A 16555-nucleotide genomic window follows, 5' to 3' on the forward strand; every position below is an offset into this window, starting at 1 on the left:
GCCGCAATATTTCTCCCATCCGGGTCCGGAATATTTTCTCGATCTGGTCCCGGCAAGTCTCAACCGATTTTGGAGTCAGCCAATGACAGTTGCGCTTTGGAGTCAGTCAATAACAGGTGCGAACCCCGCCCATATCGGCGCCAATACGCCTGCAGTCAAACCGCGGCCTGCCTTCGCGCAGACCGACCTGGTCGCATTGTCGCGCTATTTTTCTCTTCTGATGATGCGCAACATCACAAGCGATGGCTATGTCATCGAGGATCCGGCATCGCCCGGCGTGTTTTCGGCCCCGGGCTGCGTCATCGCCGCACCCTCCTATCCAGCGAACACGCCGGGTGTCGACCAAGACTATGTTTTCAACTGGGTTCGCGATGGAGCCATTACGGCCATCGAGATCGCACTCGCCGGCTTGCTGCCTGTTCCGGGCGGGGTTTTGCCGAGCCTGGTCGACTACGTGAACTTCGCCGCGCTCTGTCAGGGGAATGCCAAGAATTCCGCGACCGTCACACTTGGCCACGCCTGCTTCACCATCACTGGCGAGGTTCGTCCGTGGTCTGAGCAGAACGACGGGCCGGCCATTCAGTCGATTGCGATCTTGACCTTGTTCGATCAGTTGGATGGTGCCACGCAGACGATCGCCAAACAATTGGTCGAGGCCAACCTCTCTTATCTTCTCGAAGTTTACCAGAACAAGACCACAAATCTCTGGGAGGAATATGAGGGCTATTCCTTTTTCGCAAGAGCCGTACAGCTGCGCTTTTTCCGGGAAATTTCCACAAACACGATCGGTATTGCGGTGCCTGCCGGGGTGGCCGATGCCATCTCCTGGCTGGAAAGCCAGCTGGCCACACACTGGAACGGGCAGCTCTATGTGAGCATTCTGGATGCCGCGGAGCAAGCCGGTTACGACGCGAACATCGATATCGTCTCTTCGGTCTGCTATGGCGGGATCGAGCCGACCGATACCAAGCTTCTGGCAACGGCCGCCATCCTGCGGCACCAGTGGGCCGATCCTTCGTCTTCGAACTATTACCCGATCAATGGCGCCGACGCGGCCGAAGGGCTCGGACCACTCTTCGGGCGCTATCCAGGCGACCATTACGATGGCGACGTGGCGGCTCCGGTGGTCGGCGGGCATCCCTGGGCTCTATGCACTGCCAACTTCGCCGAGTTTCAATATCGGCTTGCCAATGCCATCGAGGCCAACGGCGCCATCCCCCTCGATCAGTTCTCCGAACCCTTCTTCGCGGAACTGGGACTTGGTGCATCCAGCAGCACCGCAGACGCGTCAGCTGCCTTGCGGGCTTCGTCTGACGTCATGCTGCGCGCCATCGTCTATCACAGCGATCACTATGAACTGAGCGAACAGTTCGATGGAACCGTTGGCTATGAGAAAAGCGTCCGGAATCTGACCTGGAGCTACGCCTCCTTTCTCTCGGCAGTCAGAGCCCGCTCCGCCGCCGCCCCGGCCGCCAAGTCCAAACCCCGAAACTCCCGCGGCCCGAAATCATGACGATTCAGGCCGGACGGCCTGAAATCTCGATTGAGTCCAGAACCGCATGATCCGCAAAGCCTGATGCGGCTTTCCGGGAATAATGGAGGACCAAAGTGCTTTTTCCCCTCGAATCCGCGATAAAAGCCGATGCCGAAACCGTCGCAGCGTCTGACGACTACGATATCGTGATCGTCGGCAGCGGCATTTCCGGAGCAATCATTGCCAAGCAGGCTGCGGAGGCGGGCAAGCGTGTCCTTATCGTTGAAGCTGGAACCGGTGCCAACAGCACGTTGGCAGGCTATGACGATCTGCTGACGACTTTCTATTCGGCAGCCTCCAAGGACAACCAGTCGCCCTTTCCGCTGAATGCGAACGCGGCCATGCCCCGCAGCCCGCAGCTTCGCAAGCTGCGGGCGGGGGAAACCGATAGCTCGACCTATATCGTTCAATCCGGCCCTTATGTCAGCGATACGACATATACCCGTATTTTCGGCGGAACGACCATGCACTGGGAGGCGAAAACGCCCCGCCTGCTTCGCTCGGATTTCAAGACGCGCACCATTTTCGGCCAAGGGTTGGACTGGCCGCTGAGCTTTGAGGAAATCGAGGATGATTACCGCCTGGCCGAGCGGGAAATCGGCGTATCGGCCAATGTCGAAGATCAGCAATATCTGGGGCAGACCTTCCCGGGCGACTATGTCTTTCCCATGCGCGGCCTGCCGCTTTCCTATCTGGATCAGCAGGTCAACAAGGGCATCGAAGGCACCAGTGTCGAACTTTACGACAAGACCTATCCCCTGAAGGTCAGGCCCTATCCGCAGGGGCGCAACAGCATACCAAACCCGGCCTATGACGGTGGGAAGGGCTACCGTCCCATCGGCGCCGTCGATACGCATCAGGTCGAAGAGGGCGGTCGCTGCCAGGGCAACACCAATTGCGTACCGCTCTGTCCCGTGCAAGCGCGCTACCACTCCGGCAAAACGCTTGCCAAGGCGTTCGCGGTAAACGGAAAAAGGGGCGAGCGGCTTGTCGAACTGTTGCCGCAGGCGGTCGCATCGAAGGTCAACATCGATCCGGATAGCGGGAAAGTCCGCTCTCTCGAGGTCAAGATTTACAAGGACCCGGCCTCACCGGCCCACGAGACCATCACCGTGAAGGGCAAGGTTTTCGTGCTTGCGGCAGGCGCCATCGAAACGGCGCGTCTTATGCTGGCCTCCGGCCTGCGCAGCACCAGCGGTCTTGTCGGGCGCAATCTGATGGACCACGCCTATCTGCTGAACTGGGCGCTGATGCCGGAAATCTGCGGCACGATGCGCGGAACCAGTTCGACGGGCGGTATCGTGGACCTGCGGGACGGCCCTTTCCGGGAAAGGCAGGCCGCCTTCGCCATCGATATCCATAACGACGGCTGGGGTTGGGCCACGGGTGCGCCGACCACCGACCTTCTCGAACTGGTGGATGATCGCAACCTCTACGGGGCGGATCTTCGGCGCGGCATGATCGACCAGGTTTCGCGGCAGTTGCTGCTGGCATTCATGATCGAGGTCATGCCCGTCGAAAGCAACCGCATCGCGGTGGATCCGCAATATACCGATGCTCTGGGCAACATGCGGCCCATCCTGTCCTTCACGGTTCCGGAATATACCATGAAGGGTGCCGCCTATGGCCGCCAGTTTGCGCGCACCGTCTTTACGCGTCTGGGCGCGCAGGATCATACCCATTACGACCCCAGCGATTTCGGCTATGTGGCCTATGAGGGGCAAGGCTATGCGATCCGCGGCGGCAATCATCTGGCCGGCACCCACATCATGGGAACGACGAAGACCAATTCCGTCGTGGACAAGAACCAGCGCAGCTGGGACCACGAAAACCTCTATCTGGTGGGCGGCGGCAGCATGCCGACGATCGGCACGGCCAATGTCACCTTGACGCTGGCCGCCATGTGCTTCCGAAGCGGCCGCGACATTCTGAAGTCTCTGCATTGAACGAAGACCGGCATCCGCTGCGCGGAACGAACCGATTGGCTCGATGCAAGCGACACGAAGCCGACCTGTGCACCCAACTTATCTTTCATGGAGCCTGAGCATGGATTCCTCCAGTATTAAGACGCTCGATGAGCTGAAAGAGTTTCTCTACCGGGCGATGCAGCTCGAACATGCGACGATTCCGCCGTATCTGACGGCGCTTTACTCGATCAAGCCCGGCGTCAACCAGGATGCGACCCAGGTTCTGCGCGTGATCGTCGTGGAAGAAATGCTGCATCTGACCATCGCGGCCAATATTCTCAATGCCATCGGCGGCACACCGGATCTTGTCAGGCCGGACTTCGTAGCCCGCTATCCCGCCGCCCTGCCGGACGGTGAGACCGATTTCAAGGTCAGCATCCAGGCTTTCGGCCGTGAGGCGCTGGCGACTTTCCTGAAAATCGAGCGTCCGGCCCAGCGTCCTGAACACCTCGTCGGCAAGGGCCTGATACATCGCAAAACTCCCCCTGATATCACCGCGCTTGCCAGCGATCCGAGGCATGAGGACCTCCATTTCTTCAGTATCGGCGAGTTCTACTCGACCATCTCGGAAGGCATCAAATACCTGGAGGCCGAAGCGCATGGGGCGGGCACAACCATCTTTACCGGCGACAGGTCGCGCCAGATCACCTCGGAATATTATTACTCCGGCGGCGGCGAGCTGTTTCCCGTGACCGATCTGAAAAGCGCCTTGGAAGCCATCGATCTGATCATCGAACAGGGCGAGGGCGACGGTGGCGGTATCTACGACGATGACGACCACGAACTGGCCCATTACTACCGTTTCGAGGAACTGGTCAAAGGCCGCTACTACCAGAAGGGCGACCAGCCCGGCCACCCCTCAGGTCCGCAGTTGCAGGTCGATTGGGAAGGCGCCTATCCGATAAAAGAGAACCTGAAAGTGGCGCACATACACGAAGGCTCGGAACTGCGTGAGGCGGCGATCGCCTTCAACACGCGCTACGGCGAATTTCTCCAGCTCTTGACGCGTGCCTATAACGGCCAGCCGAACTTGCTGCTGGAAGCCGTTCCGATGATGTTCGAATTCCGCAACATGATCCTCGAACTCATCCGCAATCCCCTGCCGAGGCATCCCGGTAAGAACGGCAGCCCCACCTATGAGATCCCCGGCAATATCAAACAGCCAGCCGTCACCCGGCGGGCGGAGGCGAACGCATGAGCCGCCGTTTCGAGGCATTTCTGAGTCTCTCCGTCGAATTGACGGCCTTCTCCCAGTTCGATCTTCTGGGAACGGGCCTGGCGGAACGCTATCTCGCCACGCTCGACAAGGTGGTCGGCAGCGAGATCGCCGACGCGCTGCTGGCCGCCTTCGCCGGCCTGCCACCGCCGGAAGGTGAGGCCCGTATCCAGGCGGTGCGCACGACCATTCTGGGCAATGAATTGCTGGGAGACGTGGCCCGCGCGCTGATCAAGCTCTGGTATTCCGGCACCTGGTTCGAGCTGTCCTCCGCCTGGACGGAGCGCTTTGGCCCCAGGCCTGCGAATATCACCTTCGTCGTTTCTCCCGATGCTTATGTCGAGGGTTTGCTCTGGAAGGCGATCGGAGCCCACCCCGCAGGCGCCAAGGGTCCCGGTTTCGGCTCCTGGGCCTTTCCGCCGAAGATTCCGGCTATTCCGGGTCTCGATTCCCAAACTTGACGTCACTTCCGTTTGTCTTCAAAGAACTGGATCATTGCCATGACGACATATCTGCATCGACTGACGCCCGCCAAGGTCTGGCTCGGTGTCATCCCCACGCTCTGGTGGAATGACGATTTCATCAACATCGACATCGGCATCCCCTACGAGCAGGCTCTGAGTGAAATGGCGCTCGCCGGCTATGTCGGATGTGGCGTCGGCCATAAGTATCCGACTGACCCGAAAATATTGCGGCCTGTCCTCGAACTCAGGGGATTGCGGATTTCCGAGCCTTGGGTGAGCACTTACTTCACCATCAAGGCGATGAATCGTCATACGCTTGAAAACGTCGATGCTCAGCTCGACTTCCTCGAAGCCATGGAAGGCGGCAGCGACGATCCGCGCAGGGCCGATCTGGTCGTCTCCGAGTTTGGCGGGGCGGTCAATCCGCTTCCGGTCGCCCTGTTTCCGAATTGCCCCGATTTCTCCGAGGAACAGTGGAAACACCTGATCGAAGGCTTGCATGCGGCGGGAGAGAAAGCCAAGGCCCGTAACCGCCGGCTCTGCTATCACCCGCATCTCGGAACCGGGGTGATGAAGACGGAAGCGATCCACCGGCTCATGGACGAGACGGATCCTGGCCTGGTCAACATGCTTCTCGATACCGCGCACCAGGCGGCTGCCGGTGTCGATCCATTGGCACTGGCCAGAAAATACGCCCACCGCATCAAGCATGTTCACCTGAAGGACTTTCGCGCCGAGGTGGTTACGAAGATTCACAAAGAAGGATTGTCCTTCCAGCAAGGGATCGAGGCGGGGATCTTCACCGTCCCGGGTGACGGCTCCATAGAGACCTTTCCGGAAATCCTCGATGCTTTGGCCGAGGCCGATTTCGCCGGTTGGATCTGCGTCGAAGCAGAGCAGGACCCGGCCAAGGCCAATCCGCTGCAATACGCGAAAATGGGCCGCGAATATCTGCGCAAGCTGCTTGGATGGTAGCCCTGCACGAACCGTTTGTTTCAGCCCGATAGCGATGCGCAGGAGGTGGGGACGGATCTCGCCTCATGACAATGTCGGGCGAGACATCATCCTGAACCACGCATGACTGGATAGCGACAGCTGGAGCGATGAAGATGGAAGAGGCACGCAGACGGGATATATATTTCAGCTTCTTTATGTTTACAGCGGATTTGAGGCCGAATGACGCGGGCTATACCCAGGTTCTCGTCAGGCATCTGAAAGCTCTTACCGAGATCGGCTACACCGGCTTCGATGTGCATATCGCCCCAGGACCGGCCCATGTCGGTCATCACACCGAGGTCGAAAGCTATATCAGCCTCAAGAGGGCGTTCGATCAGGCGGGCTTCCGGGATGTGAAGTTCACAACCAATGTGGGGACCACGCGAACCTTCGATCCGACCTCGCCCTACGAGGAACAGCGCAAGCAGGCGTTGTCCTATCTCAAATCCCGCGTCGACATCACCTCGGTGCTGGGCGGGGAGAATACGATCATGTCAGGGCCGTTCCTGTACCCCTACGGTATCTTTCCGCTGACGGATGACGGTGAAGGAATCTGGAGCGACGCGCTTCAGGATTGGATGAAGCCACGATACGCGGCGGCGGCCTCCATCTTCCGGGAACTGGCGCAATATTCTACAGAGAAGAGTGTGAAGCTCGCCATCGAACCCGTCAAGAATTGGGAAACGCCCGGGCCGACCATGGTCTCTGAAGCGCTGGATTTTCTCGAAAGCGCCGACATTGCGGTCTGTGGCGTCACGATCGATACAGCCCAGGTCGTGATGGAAAGCCAGGGCCCGGCAATCTTCAAGAAAAATGTCGCCCGAGCCATACAGCAGAGCCGACTGAATTACGTTCATATCTCAGCGCCGGACCGGGGCGCTGTTAGAGATAGCTGGATTCCCTGGGAGATTATGCTGGACGAAATCGAGCCGGTCTATTCCGGCCCCTATCTCGTTGAAGTCTTTAATGCAATTCCACCCTTCGAGAGCTCGATGAGAATGACGCGCAGACGCTTCTGGCGGCCCGGTGAGGACGCGCCGGAGGCGGGAGTCGACAGCGCCTACGAGGTTGCGCGCGCCGCCCTAGAGACATTGGAGGAAAAGATCGCGTCCCACGGCCGTCGATCTCATCCGTGATGGCGCTCGGGCGCACATGCTGGAAACAACCCGGGAATGCTGGCCAGGAATGTTGGGGAGCCCTCATCTCCGCCGTGCCCGGGTGAACGTCAAACCTCAGCAAACGACCTTCAATCAGGGAGATACCTATGGTCACGCAATTGCCGGATCCCATTAAAATCGTCAGGCGAGCAGGCGATGTCCGTATTCATACTTTCATTTCAGCTTTCACGGATGACAACATCGCCAATGCAACGCACATAATCGAAAGCAGGAACAAGCTTGTTCTTGTCGATGGCCAATTCCTCGTTCCCTATGCGCTGCAATTCAGGGAATATGCCAACAGTATCGGCAAGGAGATCGACCGGATTTACCTGTCGCACAGGCACCCCGACCACTGGTTTGGCCTGGGAGCCGCATTCAGCGACATTCCGATTTATGCATTGCCGGAAACGAAAGAGTTCCTGAAGCAGCACGGGCAAGATTCCCTGAATGACCATTGGAAAATGGGCAATCTCGCTCCGAAGAGCCTGATAATTCCCGAAAAAACTGTCCGCGCCGGCGCGGAAGTCATCGACGGAGTCAAATACGTCTTTGATGAAGTCGTTGATACGGAGATCGATTTTCTCCTCACCATAGGTCTTCCGGACGTGGGCGTTTTTATTGCGCAAGACCTGATCTACAGCGGAACGCACCTTTATCTGACGAAATACATGGAGCATTGGATTGGGATTTTGCAGGGTATGCTGCTGTCCGACTACGACCTGTTCCTTCCCGGCCACGGCTTTCCGGCCGACAAAAACGAGGTTGCCAAAAATATAGAGTATTTGTCCGTTGCCATGGAGGCCGCCGGCAACGGACTCACCAATGATGCTTTCAAGCGCTTCCTGCTGGAAAGATTTCCCGAACGAAAATGCCCCGGCATATTCGACATATACATACCGCGCTTATTCGATAACGCGAGCGAGTTTTAATACGTCAATTGTCGTCAACAGGGGATCCGTTGGAACATGGGCGAGACATACACGGTTGGACAATATCTGGTCGACAGACTTCGCGAACTGGGCCTGGGACACCTGTTTTCCGTAGCGGGCGATTATTCGATCGAATGGGTGAACAGTTATGTCGAGAAAAGCGGTATTCAGGTCATCGAGGAGGTGAATGAACTGAATGCCGGTTATGCGGCTGACGGCTATGCGAGACTGAAAGGCATTGGTGCGCTTTGCGTTACTTATTCCGCAGGCTCGCTTTGTACAACAAATGCGATCGCCGGATCTTACGTCGAGAAAGTGCCGGTCGTTCTGATCAACGGTGCGCCAAGCATCAAGAAGACGCTCACATTCGAACAAACCGGCTACAGTGCGCATCACTTCATCAGCGGGCGGGAAACGGATCTTCAGGTGTTCGAATATATAACGGCCGCTGCCGTCCGCATCGATAGCCCTCATCTTGCGCCAATGCTCATAGATTATGCGCTGACGCAGTGCATCACCGAAAGACGTCCAGTCTATATCGAGTTGCTGGAGGATATGGTGGACCTGGAATGCACGCGCCCGTCGAATGCATTAAAAGCGGCGCCGGACATATCCGACGAGGACAGTCTCAATCAGTCGATCGCGCAAATCAGCGAAAGATTGCAAAATGCCACCAAACCCCTGATCTGGATCGGTGTCGAGATCGACCGGTTTGGCCTTCACGACCAGGCGGAGCGGCTCATTCGAGACCTCAAGATTCCCTACGTGACCGAGCTTTTGAGCAAGGCCATCCTATCGGAAGACGATGTCCAATTTGCCGGGGTATTTGATGGCGAATCGTCGTCACCCTATGTCCAGTCGTTGGTCAAAGACTCCGACTTCGTATTGGCGCTGGGCGTCTGGTTGACTGATATCAATGATTTGGGCTGGCCTATCGATCTCGATAAAACCGCATTCGCCTCCTGGGATACAGTGAAATATGGCACGATCTTCAACGCAGAGGTTTCGCTGGCGGACCTCGTCAACGGCTTGATTGACAAAAGGCTGACGTGCAAGGCCCAAAGTCTTCCGGCGAAAACAGCCCGGCAAGCGCCGGCCGTGAATCCGGCAGGCGAAATTACCTATCAGGGCTTCTACCATTTCATTCAGCAGCAGATCGACGGAAATACTATCGTTGGTGCCGACGCGAGTTTGAATTATTTCGGGAGCTTGCTTCTTGAAGTGGGTGCTCGCCGCGGTTTCATCGTACAATCATCCTATTCGGCGATCGGTTATATCGGTCCCGCCGCGACCGGGGTTTCGCTGGCGAAGCAAGATAAACAGAGGCTACTGGTCTTTGCGGGGGATGGCGGGTTTCAGATGACCGCTCAATGCCTCTCGACACAAACCCGCTTCAATCTCAACCCGATCATCTTCGTGATGGACAACGGCATCTATGGCGTGGAGCAATGGCTTGCCGATGCATCGGTTTTCCATGGTAACAAGCCGTTTTACAATTCATGCATCCTGCACCGATGGAATTACAGCAAGTTGGCAGAGGTCTTTGGCTGCCAAGGCTGGAAAGTGGACACCTATGGCGAACTCGAGGAAGCCATAAATGGCGCGAAAGAAAACCTGAACAGTCCGTCCATCATCCAGGTCGTCGTGCCTCAGCGGTCGATCCCCGATAATGCGAACTGGAAAGCAAACTAGAATGGCCGATGCCGCAGAAATTCTGGGGCTTCAGTCCTTGCTGGACCGCTACCCAACACCGCGGTTCTTATAGCCTCAGCCCAGCGCTGACACCATCACAGTAGGTTCAGGGAAGCGTCGCTGGCCAACACAGCTCCACTCTGCCGCTATAGCGTTTATTTATAGCGAACCGATCGATTCGGCATTGCCGGAACGGCTCACCGTCCGGCAGGACGAACCGCCGGGTGATACAATGGTGATGTCGTCCCTCGTCACTCGGATCCTGCACTCCACTCGCGATAGGCGAGGTGGATCTTTGCTCCGATCGTCGTGAAAGGCTGCGGCGGCAATGCCGTCGGGGCAGCCAGGCGCGCGTAGACGCGGCCGAGTTCGGAATCATGTCCGAGCGTCAGCTCCGCAGCCGCGATCCCTGATGCCGTCGAGTTCGATGCTCCAAGGCCGTTGCAGCCGCATGCCGCGAATACGCCACGCTCGATCTCACCGAATGCCGGCACATGATTGCGTGTGAGCGCCATCGCACCGGCCCAGCGATACTGCATCCCGACGCCGCTAAGGGTGGGAAAGCGTTTGGAGAACTTGCCGTCGTGGAGGCGGCCGGCTCGCTGGATCGCGGCGTCGCTGACTGCGATGCTCGGATTATAGCTGTAGCGGGAGCGCACCAGGATTCGGTCGCCGGTGCCGGTGCCGGTGCTGATGCGGCGGACGGTCGTTCCCATCGGCAGGGCGGGAGTGGCGGCCCACTTCCGTTCTCCACTGAGGCGCGAGGGGTCGAACGCCTCGGTGAGGGAGGCGTAGGTGAAGACGTGAAGCAGGCGTCCACGGAAGAAGCCGAAGCTCTCCGCATGTCCATTGTTTGCCATGATGATCTTCGGCGCCTGCACCGAACCCTGCGGCGTCTTGACGAGCCAGCCCGTACCGAGGCGTTCGAACGAGAGCGCCGGCGTCCGCTCGTAAAGGGTGACCGGCTTCTTCAGGCAGTCGGCGACCCCGCGAATGTAGGCGGCGGGCTGCACGATGACCGTACCGGGCGTGAACAGACCAGAGGTGTAGACCGGCGATCCCGTGACCGCTCCGATCTCCCTGGTCCTCAGGAGCCGATGGTCTTCGCCCATTTTCGAGAGCTGCTGCGCATAGTCCTCGAGGTGCTTGTCGCCTTCCGCGCTGATGGCGACGCTGTATCGACCACAGGGATCGAACACGTTCTTGCCCCAACCGTTTTCGGTCGCCATCTCGGTCGCCAGAGCAATAGCCGAGCGCTGTATGAGCACGGACTGTCTGAACCTGGCCGCCGACTCTCCGCTGAAACCATCGGACGAGACCTCGTGGGGCAGGTCGATGATGAAGCCCGAATTCGCGCCCGCCGGCCCCTCGCCGACAATACCCGCTTCCAGCACGGCGACCCGCGCGGTCGGGTCCAGGCGTGAGATGCGCCGGGCCGCGGAAAGCCCTGCGAAACCGCCGCCTATGATTGCGACATCCGCAATGACCGAACCATTCAGCGTGGACTGTGGCGTGCGCGGCGCAAGCGTGGCCACCCAGCCCGAAACGCCTGCGCGTTTCGGAAGCCTGGATGCAACGAAGACGTTCCTTGCGGACTGGGTCACGTCAGATTGCTTCCCGCTCCATGAGCGTTTCGAGCGCGCGCCGGACGGCCGGAAGCTTTTCTGGGGCAAGCCCGCGCAGCGGCTTTCGTGGAACGCCGGCGCCGTAGCCCACCAGATCTGCCGCCGCATAGACGGACTGCACGTAGTCGCCTTCCCAGATCAGCCCCATCGACGGCTCCAAGATTTTCCAAAGGGCGCGAACCTCGTCCCACTTGTGCTCAGCGGCGGCCTCGACGAGGGCGATGCAGATTCTCGGAGCGAAGTTCGCCCCACCCCAGATCAGGCCGTTGCATCCGGCATAGAGCGCGTAGGGAACGAGAGGGTCAGCGCCATTCATGACGAAACGGCCGGTGCGGATAAGTGCTGCCTGCTTTCCAAGATCGCCGCTGCTGTCCTTGACGGCACAAAAGCCGGGGATTTCGCTCAGCTTGTCGAGAAGTTCGGGCGTGACGGCGACGCCGACCGCTTGGGGAACGTTGTAGCCAATCACCGGAAGACCGGCCGTCGCAACCTCGCTGTAGAAATCGACGATGCCTTGGTCGTCGGTCGGTCCCTCGAAGAAGGGCGGAAGAACCATGACGCCTTCGGCGCCAGCGTCGCGCGCGCGGATAGTACGCTCGATGACGTCTTCCACGAGGAGAGCGGAGGTCTGCGCAATCACCTTTGCCCGTCCGTTGACGATCCGCGCTCCGCGCCGGATCAACTCCTCGGATTCCTCCTTGGAAAGGTAGACGTGCATGCCGGTGCCGGAGCTGAACAGGAAGCTCTTGACGCCTGCTGCGAGGTAGCGCTCGACATTATATTCGAGCCTGCCGTAGTCGATGCGTCCGGCATGGTCGAACGGCGTCGTAATGGCAAGATTCAGGCCTCGAAACTGGAAGTTAGACATTCGTTTTGTGTCTCGCGTTAGGCTGCCGAAGGGTCAAGCCAAATGGTCCTAGAGGGTCGGGGTCTCCAGACCCTCTGGGGCCGCGTACATGGCCATGTTTCGTCGTGAAAGCTCGAGGTGAAGCCGCGCCAGTTCTCCGGCTGCGTCGGGATCGCGTTTCCCGATCGCTTCGATCATCTCGTCATGTTGTTGCGTGGCGAGTTCGAGCTCTTCCTGCATGCGAGGCGTGTTCGGGTGCTTGTAGAAGACCTTGCCGATGCGCGCATGGTCGATCTGCAGTCGCCGCAGGCTCGGAACGAGATAGACGTTGTGTGCCATCTCGCCGATCTGTCGGTGGAACTGGTCGTTGTAGAAGACGCGCCCCTCGACGTCGCAATTGTCGACGGCCTTTCGAAATGACTGCTGCATCTGCTTGAGCAGGTCGAGCTGCCCGCGCGTTCCATTCTCGGCCGCCAGCTTGTTGGCGGTGATGTAGATCATCGGTGCAAGAAGGAAGAAGTCATGCAAGGACTGGTAGCTCATCGAACTGACGCGCGCCGCCCGGTTGGCTTCCAGCTCGATATAGCCTTCGCCAGCCATCTGTCGCATCAGCTCGCGAACCGGCGGGCGGGATAGGCCGAACTCCTCGCTCAGCGCCACTTCGTCCAACACCGCACCCGGCGGCAGCTCCATCGTCAGGATGCGTCTGCGGAGCGTCAGGCTCAGATTCACTTTGCGATCGGGGCTGCCGATCTCGGAGATAATGTCATCGTCCATCTCATAATCCTTTTGAAAGACATTATGTAGACATAAGATAGACGTCAAGAATTTCCTGAGACTCTGGAATCGAATCCGCTCGCCGGCTCAGCGATAGGGCAGTGTCGGGTCAGGGGAAGGTTGCTGCCTTCGTGGTGAAGCGAATGCTGCGTCGGCCTAGCGGCCTTCGATGCTCATCGCCCCACCGAGCACAGGTGTGAGTTCCGCGACGCGCTTTAAAAGGTCAGTTGCACCTTGCAGGCCGCCGTACGGTCGCCCGCGAGGGTGAAGGCTGCGGTGGCTTCTTCGAGCGGCAGGCTGTGGCTGATGATCGGCCGCACATCGATCTTGCGGCTGGAGATCAGCTCGACGGCGGTATCGAACTCCTCATGGAAGCGCTGCGTTCCGTGGAGCTGAAGCTCCTTGCCGACGATGGCGTTGAGAGGGATCGAGACGTCTCCCGTGACGCCGACCTGCACGATCGTTCCGCGCGGCCTGATGGCGGCAATCGCGCCGCGGATGGCCGGAGCGGCGGCCGAGCATTCGATAACGAGATCGAAATAGCCCTTTCCCGCCTCGTATTCTGCAAGCGCCGGAACATCCTTGGAAACATTGATCGTGCGGCTGGCGCCCATCGCTTTGGCCCTGTCCAGAGCCGCATCCGCGAGATCGGTCACCACGATCTCGCTTGCGCCGTGATAGGAGGCGACGGCGACCATCAGGGCGCCGATCGGGCCGGCTCCGGTGACCAGCACGCGTTTGCCTGTGATATCTCCTGCGCGCGATGCCGCGTGCAGGCAGACGGAGAGCGGCTCGCTGCAGGCCGCTTCTGCAGCAGTTGTCGCAACTCCGACTGCAAAGCATTGCTTGGCCGGCACCACCAGCCATTCCCGGAACATGCCCTGCTCATGCGGCAGGCGCATCGCACTGCCCATGAAGCGCATGTCCAGGCAGTGGATCGGCATGTTTTTCTGGCAATATTCGCAATGCCCGCAGGGTTGGCTGGGACTGACCGCCACCAGCGTACCGGTCTTCAGGTCGACCCCCTCGCCCGCTTGGCTCACCGTCCCCGAGGCCTCGTGGCCGGGTATGATCGGCTCGCGAACCCGGACTGGGCCGAAACCGCCGTCCTGATAATAATGCAGGTCGGAGCCGCAAATCCCTGCGGCTGCCATTTTGAGAAGCACCTCGCCGGGACCAGGGGCCGCAACCGCGGCGGTCTCGATCCTGAGATCACCCTTTTGGTAAAGCCGTGCCACACGTGTCCGCATCGTGTCCATCCTATCTCAACAGTCCAAGCTGCTGCGGCAGCCACAGCGATATGGCGGGCACGAAGGTGATCAGGATCAGCGCCAGGAAGAGCGGCACCAGCCAGGGCAGGATCGCCATGGTCGTGCGTTCGACGGAGAGTTTCGCGACCCTCGACAGCACGAAAAGCACCATGCCGAGCGGCGGGTGCAACAGGCCGATCATCAGGTTCAGCGTCATGATGAGGCCGAACTGGACCGGATCGATCCCGAATTTCAGGACGATCGGCAGAAGGATCGGCACGAGGATGGTAATGGCTGCGATCGTATCCAGGAAGCAGCCGACGAAGAGCATCAGCAGGTTCACGAGGATCAGGAAAACCCATTTATTGTCGGTGATCGACAGGATCGCATCGGAGAGCAACTGGGCCGCCTGGCTCACCGTCAGCAGCCAGGCAAAGACCGATGCCGCGGTGACGATGAAGAGAACGGATGCCGTCGTCTCGATCGTATCGAAACTTGCCTTGGCGAGCGTCGAGGGCGTCATCGTGCGGTAACGCACCAGACCGAGGAACAGGGACCAGAGGACGGCTGCGACGGCGGCCTCCGTCGGCGTGAACCAGCCCATCGTCATGCCGCCGATGAGGATGACAGGCGTCATCAGCGCCATGACGGCGGAGAAGCGGAAATACCAGTCGAGGGCAAGAAGCAGGGCAAGGGCAATGCCCGCCGCAACATTCATCGATACGCCCGCCTGCATCAGCAGATAGATGGCCAGCGGCACTGCCAGGACGACGACGATTTCCATCCCCGCCGACAGCAGCTGCCTCACATCGAACGGCGCATCGGAGCCCCAGCGCTTCCAATAGGCAAAGGCGGCGACGGTTATCATCATCAGGAGCGTCATGACAATGCCGGGCAGGATGCCCGCCATGAAAAGAGCGCCGATCGATACGTTCGCCATCATGCCGTAGATCACGAAAGGCAGCGACGGCGGGAAGATCGGGCCGAGCGTTGCCGAAGCCGCCGTCACGCCGACCGCGGCCTCGACCGGATAGCCGTGATCTTTCATCGCCTTGATCTCGATCGTGCCGATACCCGCTGCGTCGGCGAGCGCTGTGCCCGACATGCCGGAGAAGATCACTGAACCGATGATGTTGACTTGCGCGAGACCGCCCTTCATCCAGCCGACAAGAGCGACGGCAAAGGAATAGATGCGGCCGGTGACACCGGCTGAGTTCATCAGGTTGCCCGCGAGGATGAAGAAGGGCACGGCGAGCAGCGGGAAGCTTTCGACGCCGGCGATCATGCGCTGGGCGACGATGATGTCGGGCGCGACGCCATAAAGGACGATGTAAAGCACGGATGCGACGGCCATAGAGATGGCAACGGGCACCCCGACCAGCATCAGCACCAGAAACGAGCCAAGAAGCAGCAGCATCGGATCAATCCTCGACGGTCTGGAATTCTTCGGGGCGCTCCAGAACGGAGTAGCCGCGGCGCATGTTGGCGATGAAGACGACGATCGCGCGGATCAGCATCAACACGAAGGCGATGAGAACGCTGTAGAAGACGATGTTGCGCGGCAGATCGATGGTGACCATCTGCTCGTCCGCCACGATGTCGACGTAACGCCACATCAGATGGCAGCCATAGGCGAAGAAGCCGATGCGGACGATATCGACGAAAGTGGCGAGCACGCGTGCCAGGCCTGCTGGCATATAGTGATAGAACACGTCCACCTGGATATGCCGCGACGTGCGCACGCACATGACGGAACCGAGAAAGACGACACCGATCAGACAATTGATCGCGATCTCCTCGGTCCATGCGTAGCTGTCGTTCAGCACATAGCGCGTGAAGAACTGCAGGAACACGCAACCGGCCATCAGCCAGAAGACGAGCAGCGTGATCCAGTCCTCGATGGCATAGTCCGAGACGTTTGCGGTCGGCGCGTGCCCTTCGAACTCGTGACCGATTTCTTCGGCCGTGATTTGCGTATGAATTTCTTGCGACATGATCGGCCCTGTTCCAGATCGGAATGAAGGAGCGCGGCGTCTGCAGCAACCAAAGTGTTACAGCGTCCTTGCGCGTCTGAAAGACGCGCGGCGCTGTAAGGCGC

14 protein-coding genes are annotated in these 16555 nt (G+C 59.2%); 8 read left to right on the top strand and 6 right to left on the bottom strand.

All coding sequences use genetic code 11. The features are described 5' to 3' along the window. The first annotated feature begins 82 nt into the window (after nt 1-82). From J3P73_RS25180 to J3P73_RS25215, 8 genes are all read left to right on the top strand, one after another. Nucleotides 83-1513, top strand: a complete 1431-nt coding sequence (locus tag J3P73_RS25180; RefSeq protein WP_130673632.1) for a glycoside hydrolase family 15 protein — start codon at nt 83-85, stop codon at nt 1511-1513. A gap of 95 nt (nt 1514-1608) precedes the next feature. Beyond that, nucleotides 1609-3480: a GMC oxidoreductase gene (locus tag J3P73_RS25185; protein WP_130673633.1), complete on the top strand. Its 1872-nt coding sequence runs from the start codon at nt 1609-1611 to the stop codon at nt 3478-3480. A gap of 100 nt (nt 3481-3580) precedes the next feature. After that, complete coding sequence (locus J3P73_RS25190) at nt 3581-4699, top strand: ferritin-like domain-containing protein (RefSeq protein ID WP_027688158.1); 1119 nt, start codon at nt 3581-3583, stop codon at nt 4697-4699. Further along, nucleotides 4696-5178, top strand: a complete 483-nt coding sequence (locus tag J3P73_RS25195; RefSeq protein ID WP_027688157.1) for a hypothetical protein — start codon at nt 4696-4698, stop codon at nt 5176-5178. Before J3P73_RS25190 ends, J3P73_RS25195 begins: the two co-directional genes overlap by 4 nt. Before the next feature lie 39 nt (nt 5179-5217). Beyond that, nucleotides 5218-6156, top strand: coding sequence for a myo-inosose-2 dehydratase (gene iolE, locus J3P73_RS25200; protein ID WP_130673634.1), 939 nt, complete (start codon nt 5218-5220; stop codon nt 6154-6156). A gap of 128 nt (nt 6157-6284) precedes the next feature. Continuing rightward, on the top strand, nt 6285-7313 hold the full coding sequence (locus J3P73_RS25205; RefSeq protein WP_029768183.1) for a sugar phosphate isomerase/epimerase family protein: 1029 nt from the start codon (nt 6285-6287) through the stop codon (nt 7311-7313). A gap of 128 nt (nt 7314-7441) precedes the next feature. Beyond that, nucleotides 7442-8266: an MBL fold metallo-hydrolase gene (locus tag J3P73_RS25210; protein WP_024322050.1), complete on the top strand. Its 825-nt coding sequence runs from the start codon at nt 7442-7444 to the stop codon at nt 8264-8266. Nucleotides 8267-8302: 36 nt separating this feature from the next. After that, nucleotides 8303-9958 carry an alpha-keto acid decarboxylase family protein gene (locus tag J3P73_RS25215; RefSeq protein WP_130665715.1) on the top strand — a complete coding sequence of 552 codons (1656 nt, stop codon included), beginning with the start codon at nt 8303-8305 and terminating at the stop codon, nt 9956-9958. A 251-nt stretch (nt 9959-10209) separates the two neighbouring features. Here J3P73_RS25215 and J3P73_RS25220 read toward each other — a convergent pair whose 3' ends face one another. From J3P73_RS25220 to J3P73_RS25245, 6 genes are all read right to left on the bottom strand, one after another. Beyond that, nucleotides 10210-11562, bottom strand: a complete 1353-nt coding sequence (locus J3P73_RS25220; RefSeq protein WP_130687387.1) for an NAD(P)/FAD-dependent oxidoreductase — start codon at nt 11560-11562, stop codon at nt 10210-10212. Between the two features lies 1 nt (nt 11563). Further along, nucleotides 11564-12451, bottom strand: a complete 888-nt coding sequence (locus tag J3P73_RS25225) for a dihydrodipicolinate synthase family protein (protein WP_130687386.1) — start codon at nt 12449-12451, stop codon at nt 11564-11566. Nucleotides 12452-12499: 48 nt separating this feature from the next. Next, entirely contained in the window at nt 12500-13207 is a 708-nt protein-coding gene (locus J3P73_RS25230) for a GntR family transcriptional regulator (RefSeq protein WP_130673635.1), read from the bottom strand. Between the two features lie 215 nt (nt 13208-13422). Beyond that, on the bottom strand, nt 13423-14457 hold the full coding sequence (locus J3P73_RS25235) for an L-idonate 5-dehydrogenase (RefSeq protein WP_130665711.1): 1035 nt from the start codon (nt 14455-14457) through the stop codon (nt 13423-13425). Between the two features lie 10 nt (nt 14458-14467). Beyond that, nucleotides 14468-15874 carry a TRAP transporter large permease gene (locus tag J3P73_RS25240; RefSeq protein ID WP_024322044.1) on the bottom strand — a complete coding sequence of 469 codons (1407 nt, stop codon included), beginning with the start codon at nt 15872-15874 and terminating at the stop codon, nt 14468-14470. Nucleotides 15875-15878: 4 nt separating this feature from the next. Continuing rightward, nucleotides 15879-16451, bottom strand: coding sequence for a TRAP transporter small permease (locus tag J3P73_RS25245; protein WP_018068277.1), 573 nt, complete (start codon nt 16449-16451; stop codon nt 15879-15881). Between the last annotated feature and the right edge of the window lie 104 nt (nt 16452-16555).

This window comes from Rhizobium ruizarguesonis (assembly GCF_017357285.1).
GTDB lineage: Bacteria > Pseudomonadota > Alphaproteobacteria > Rhizobiales > Rhizobiaceae > Rhizobium > Rhizobium ruizarguesonis.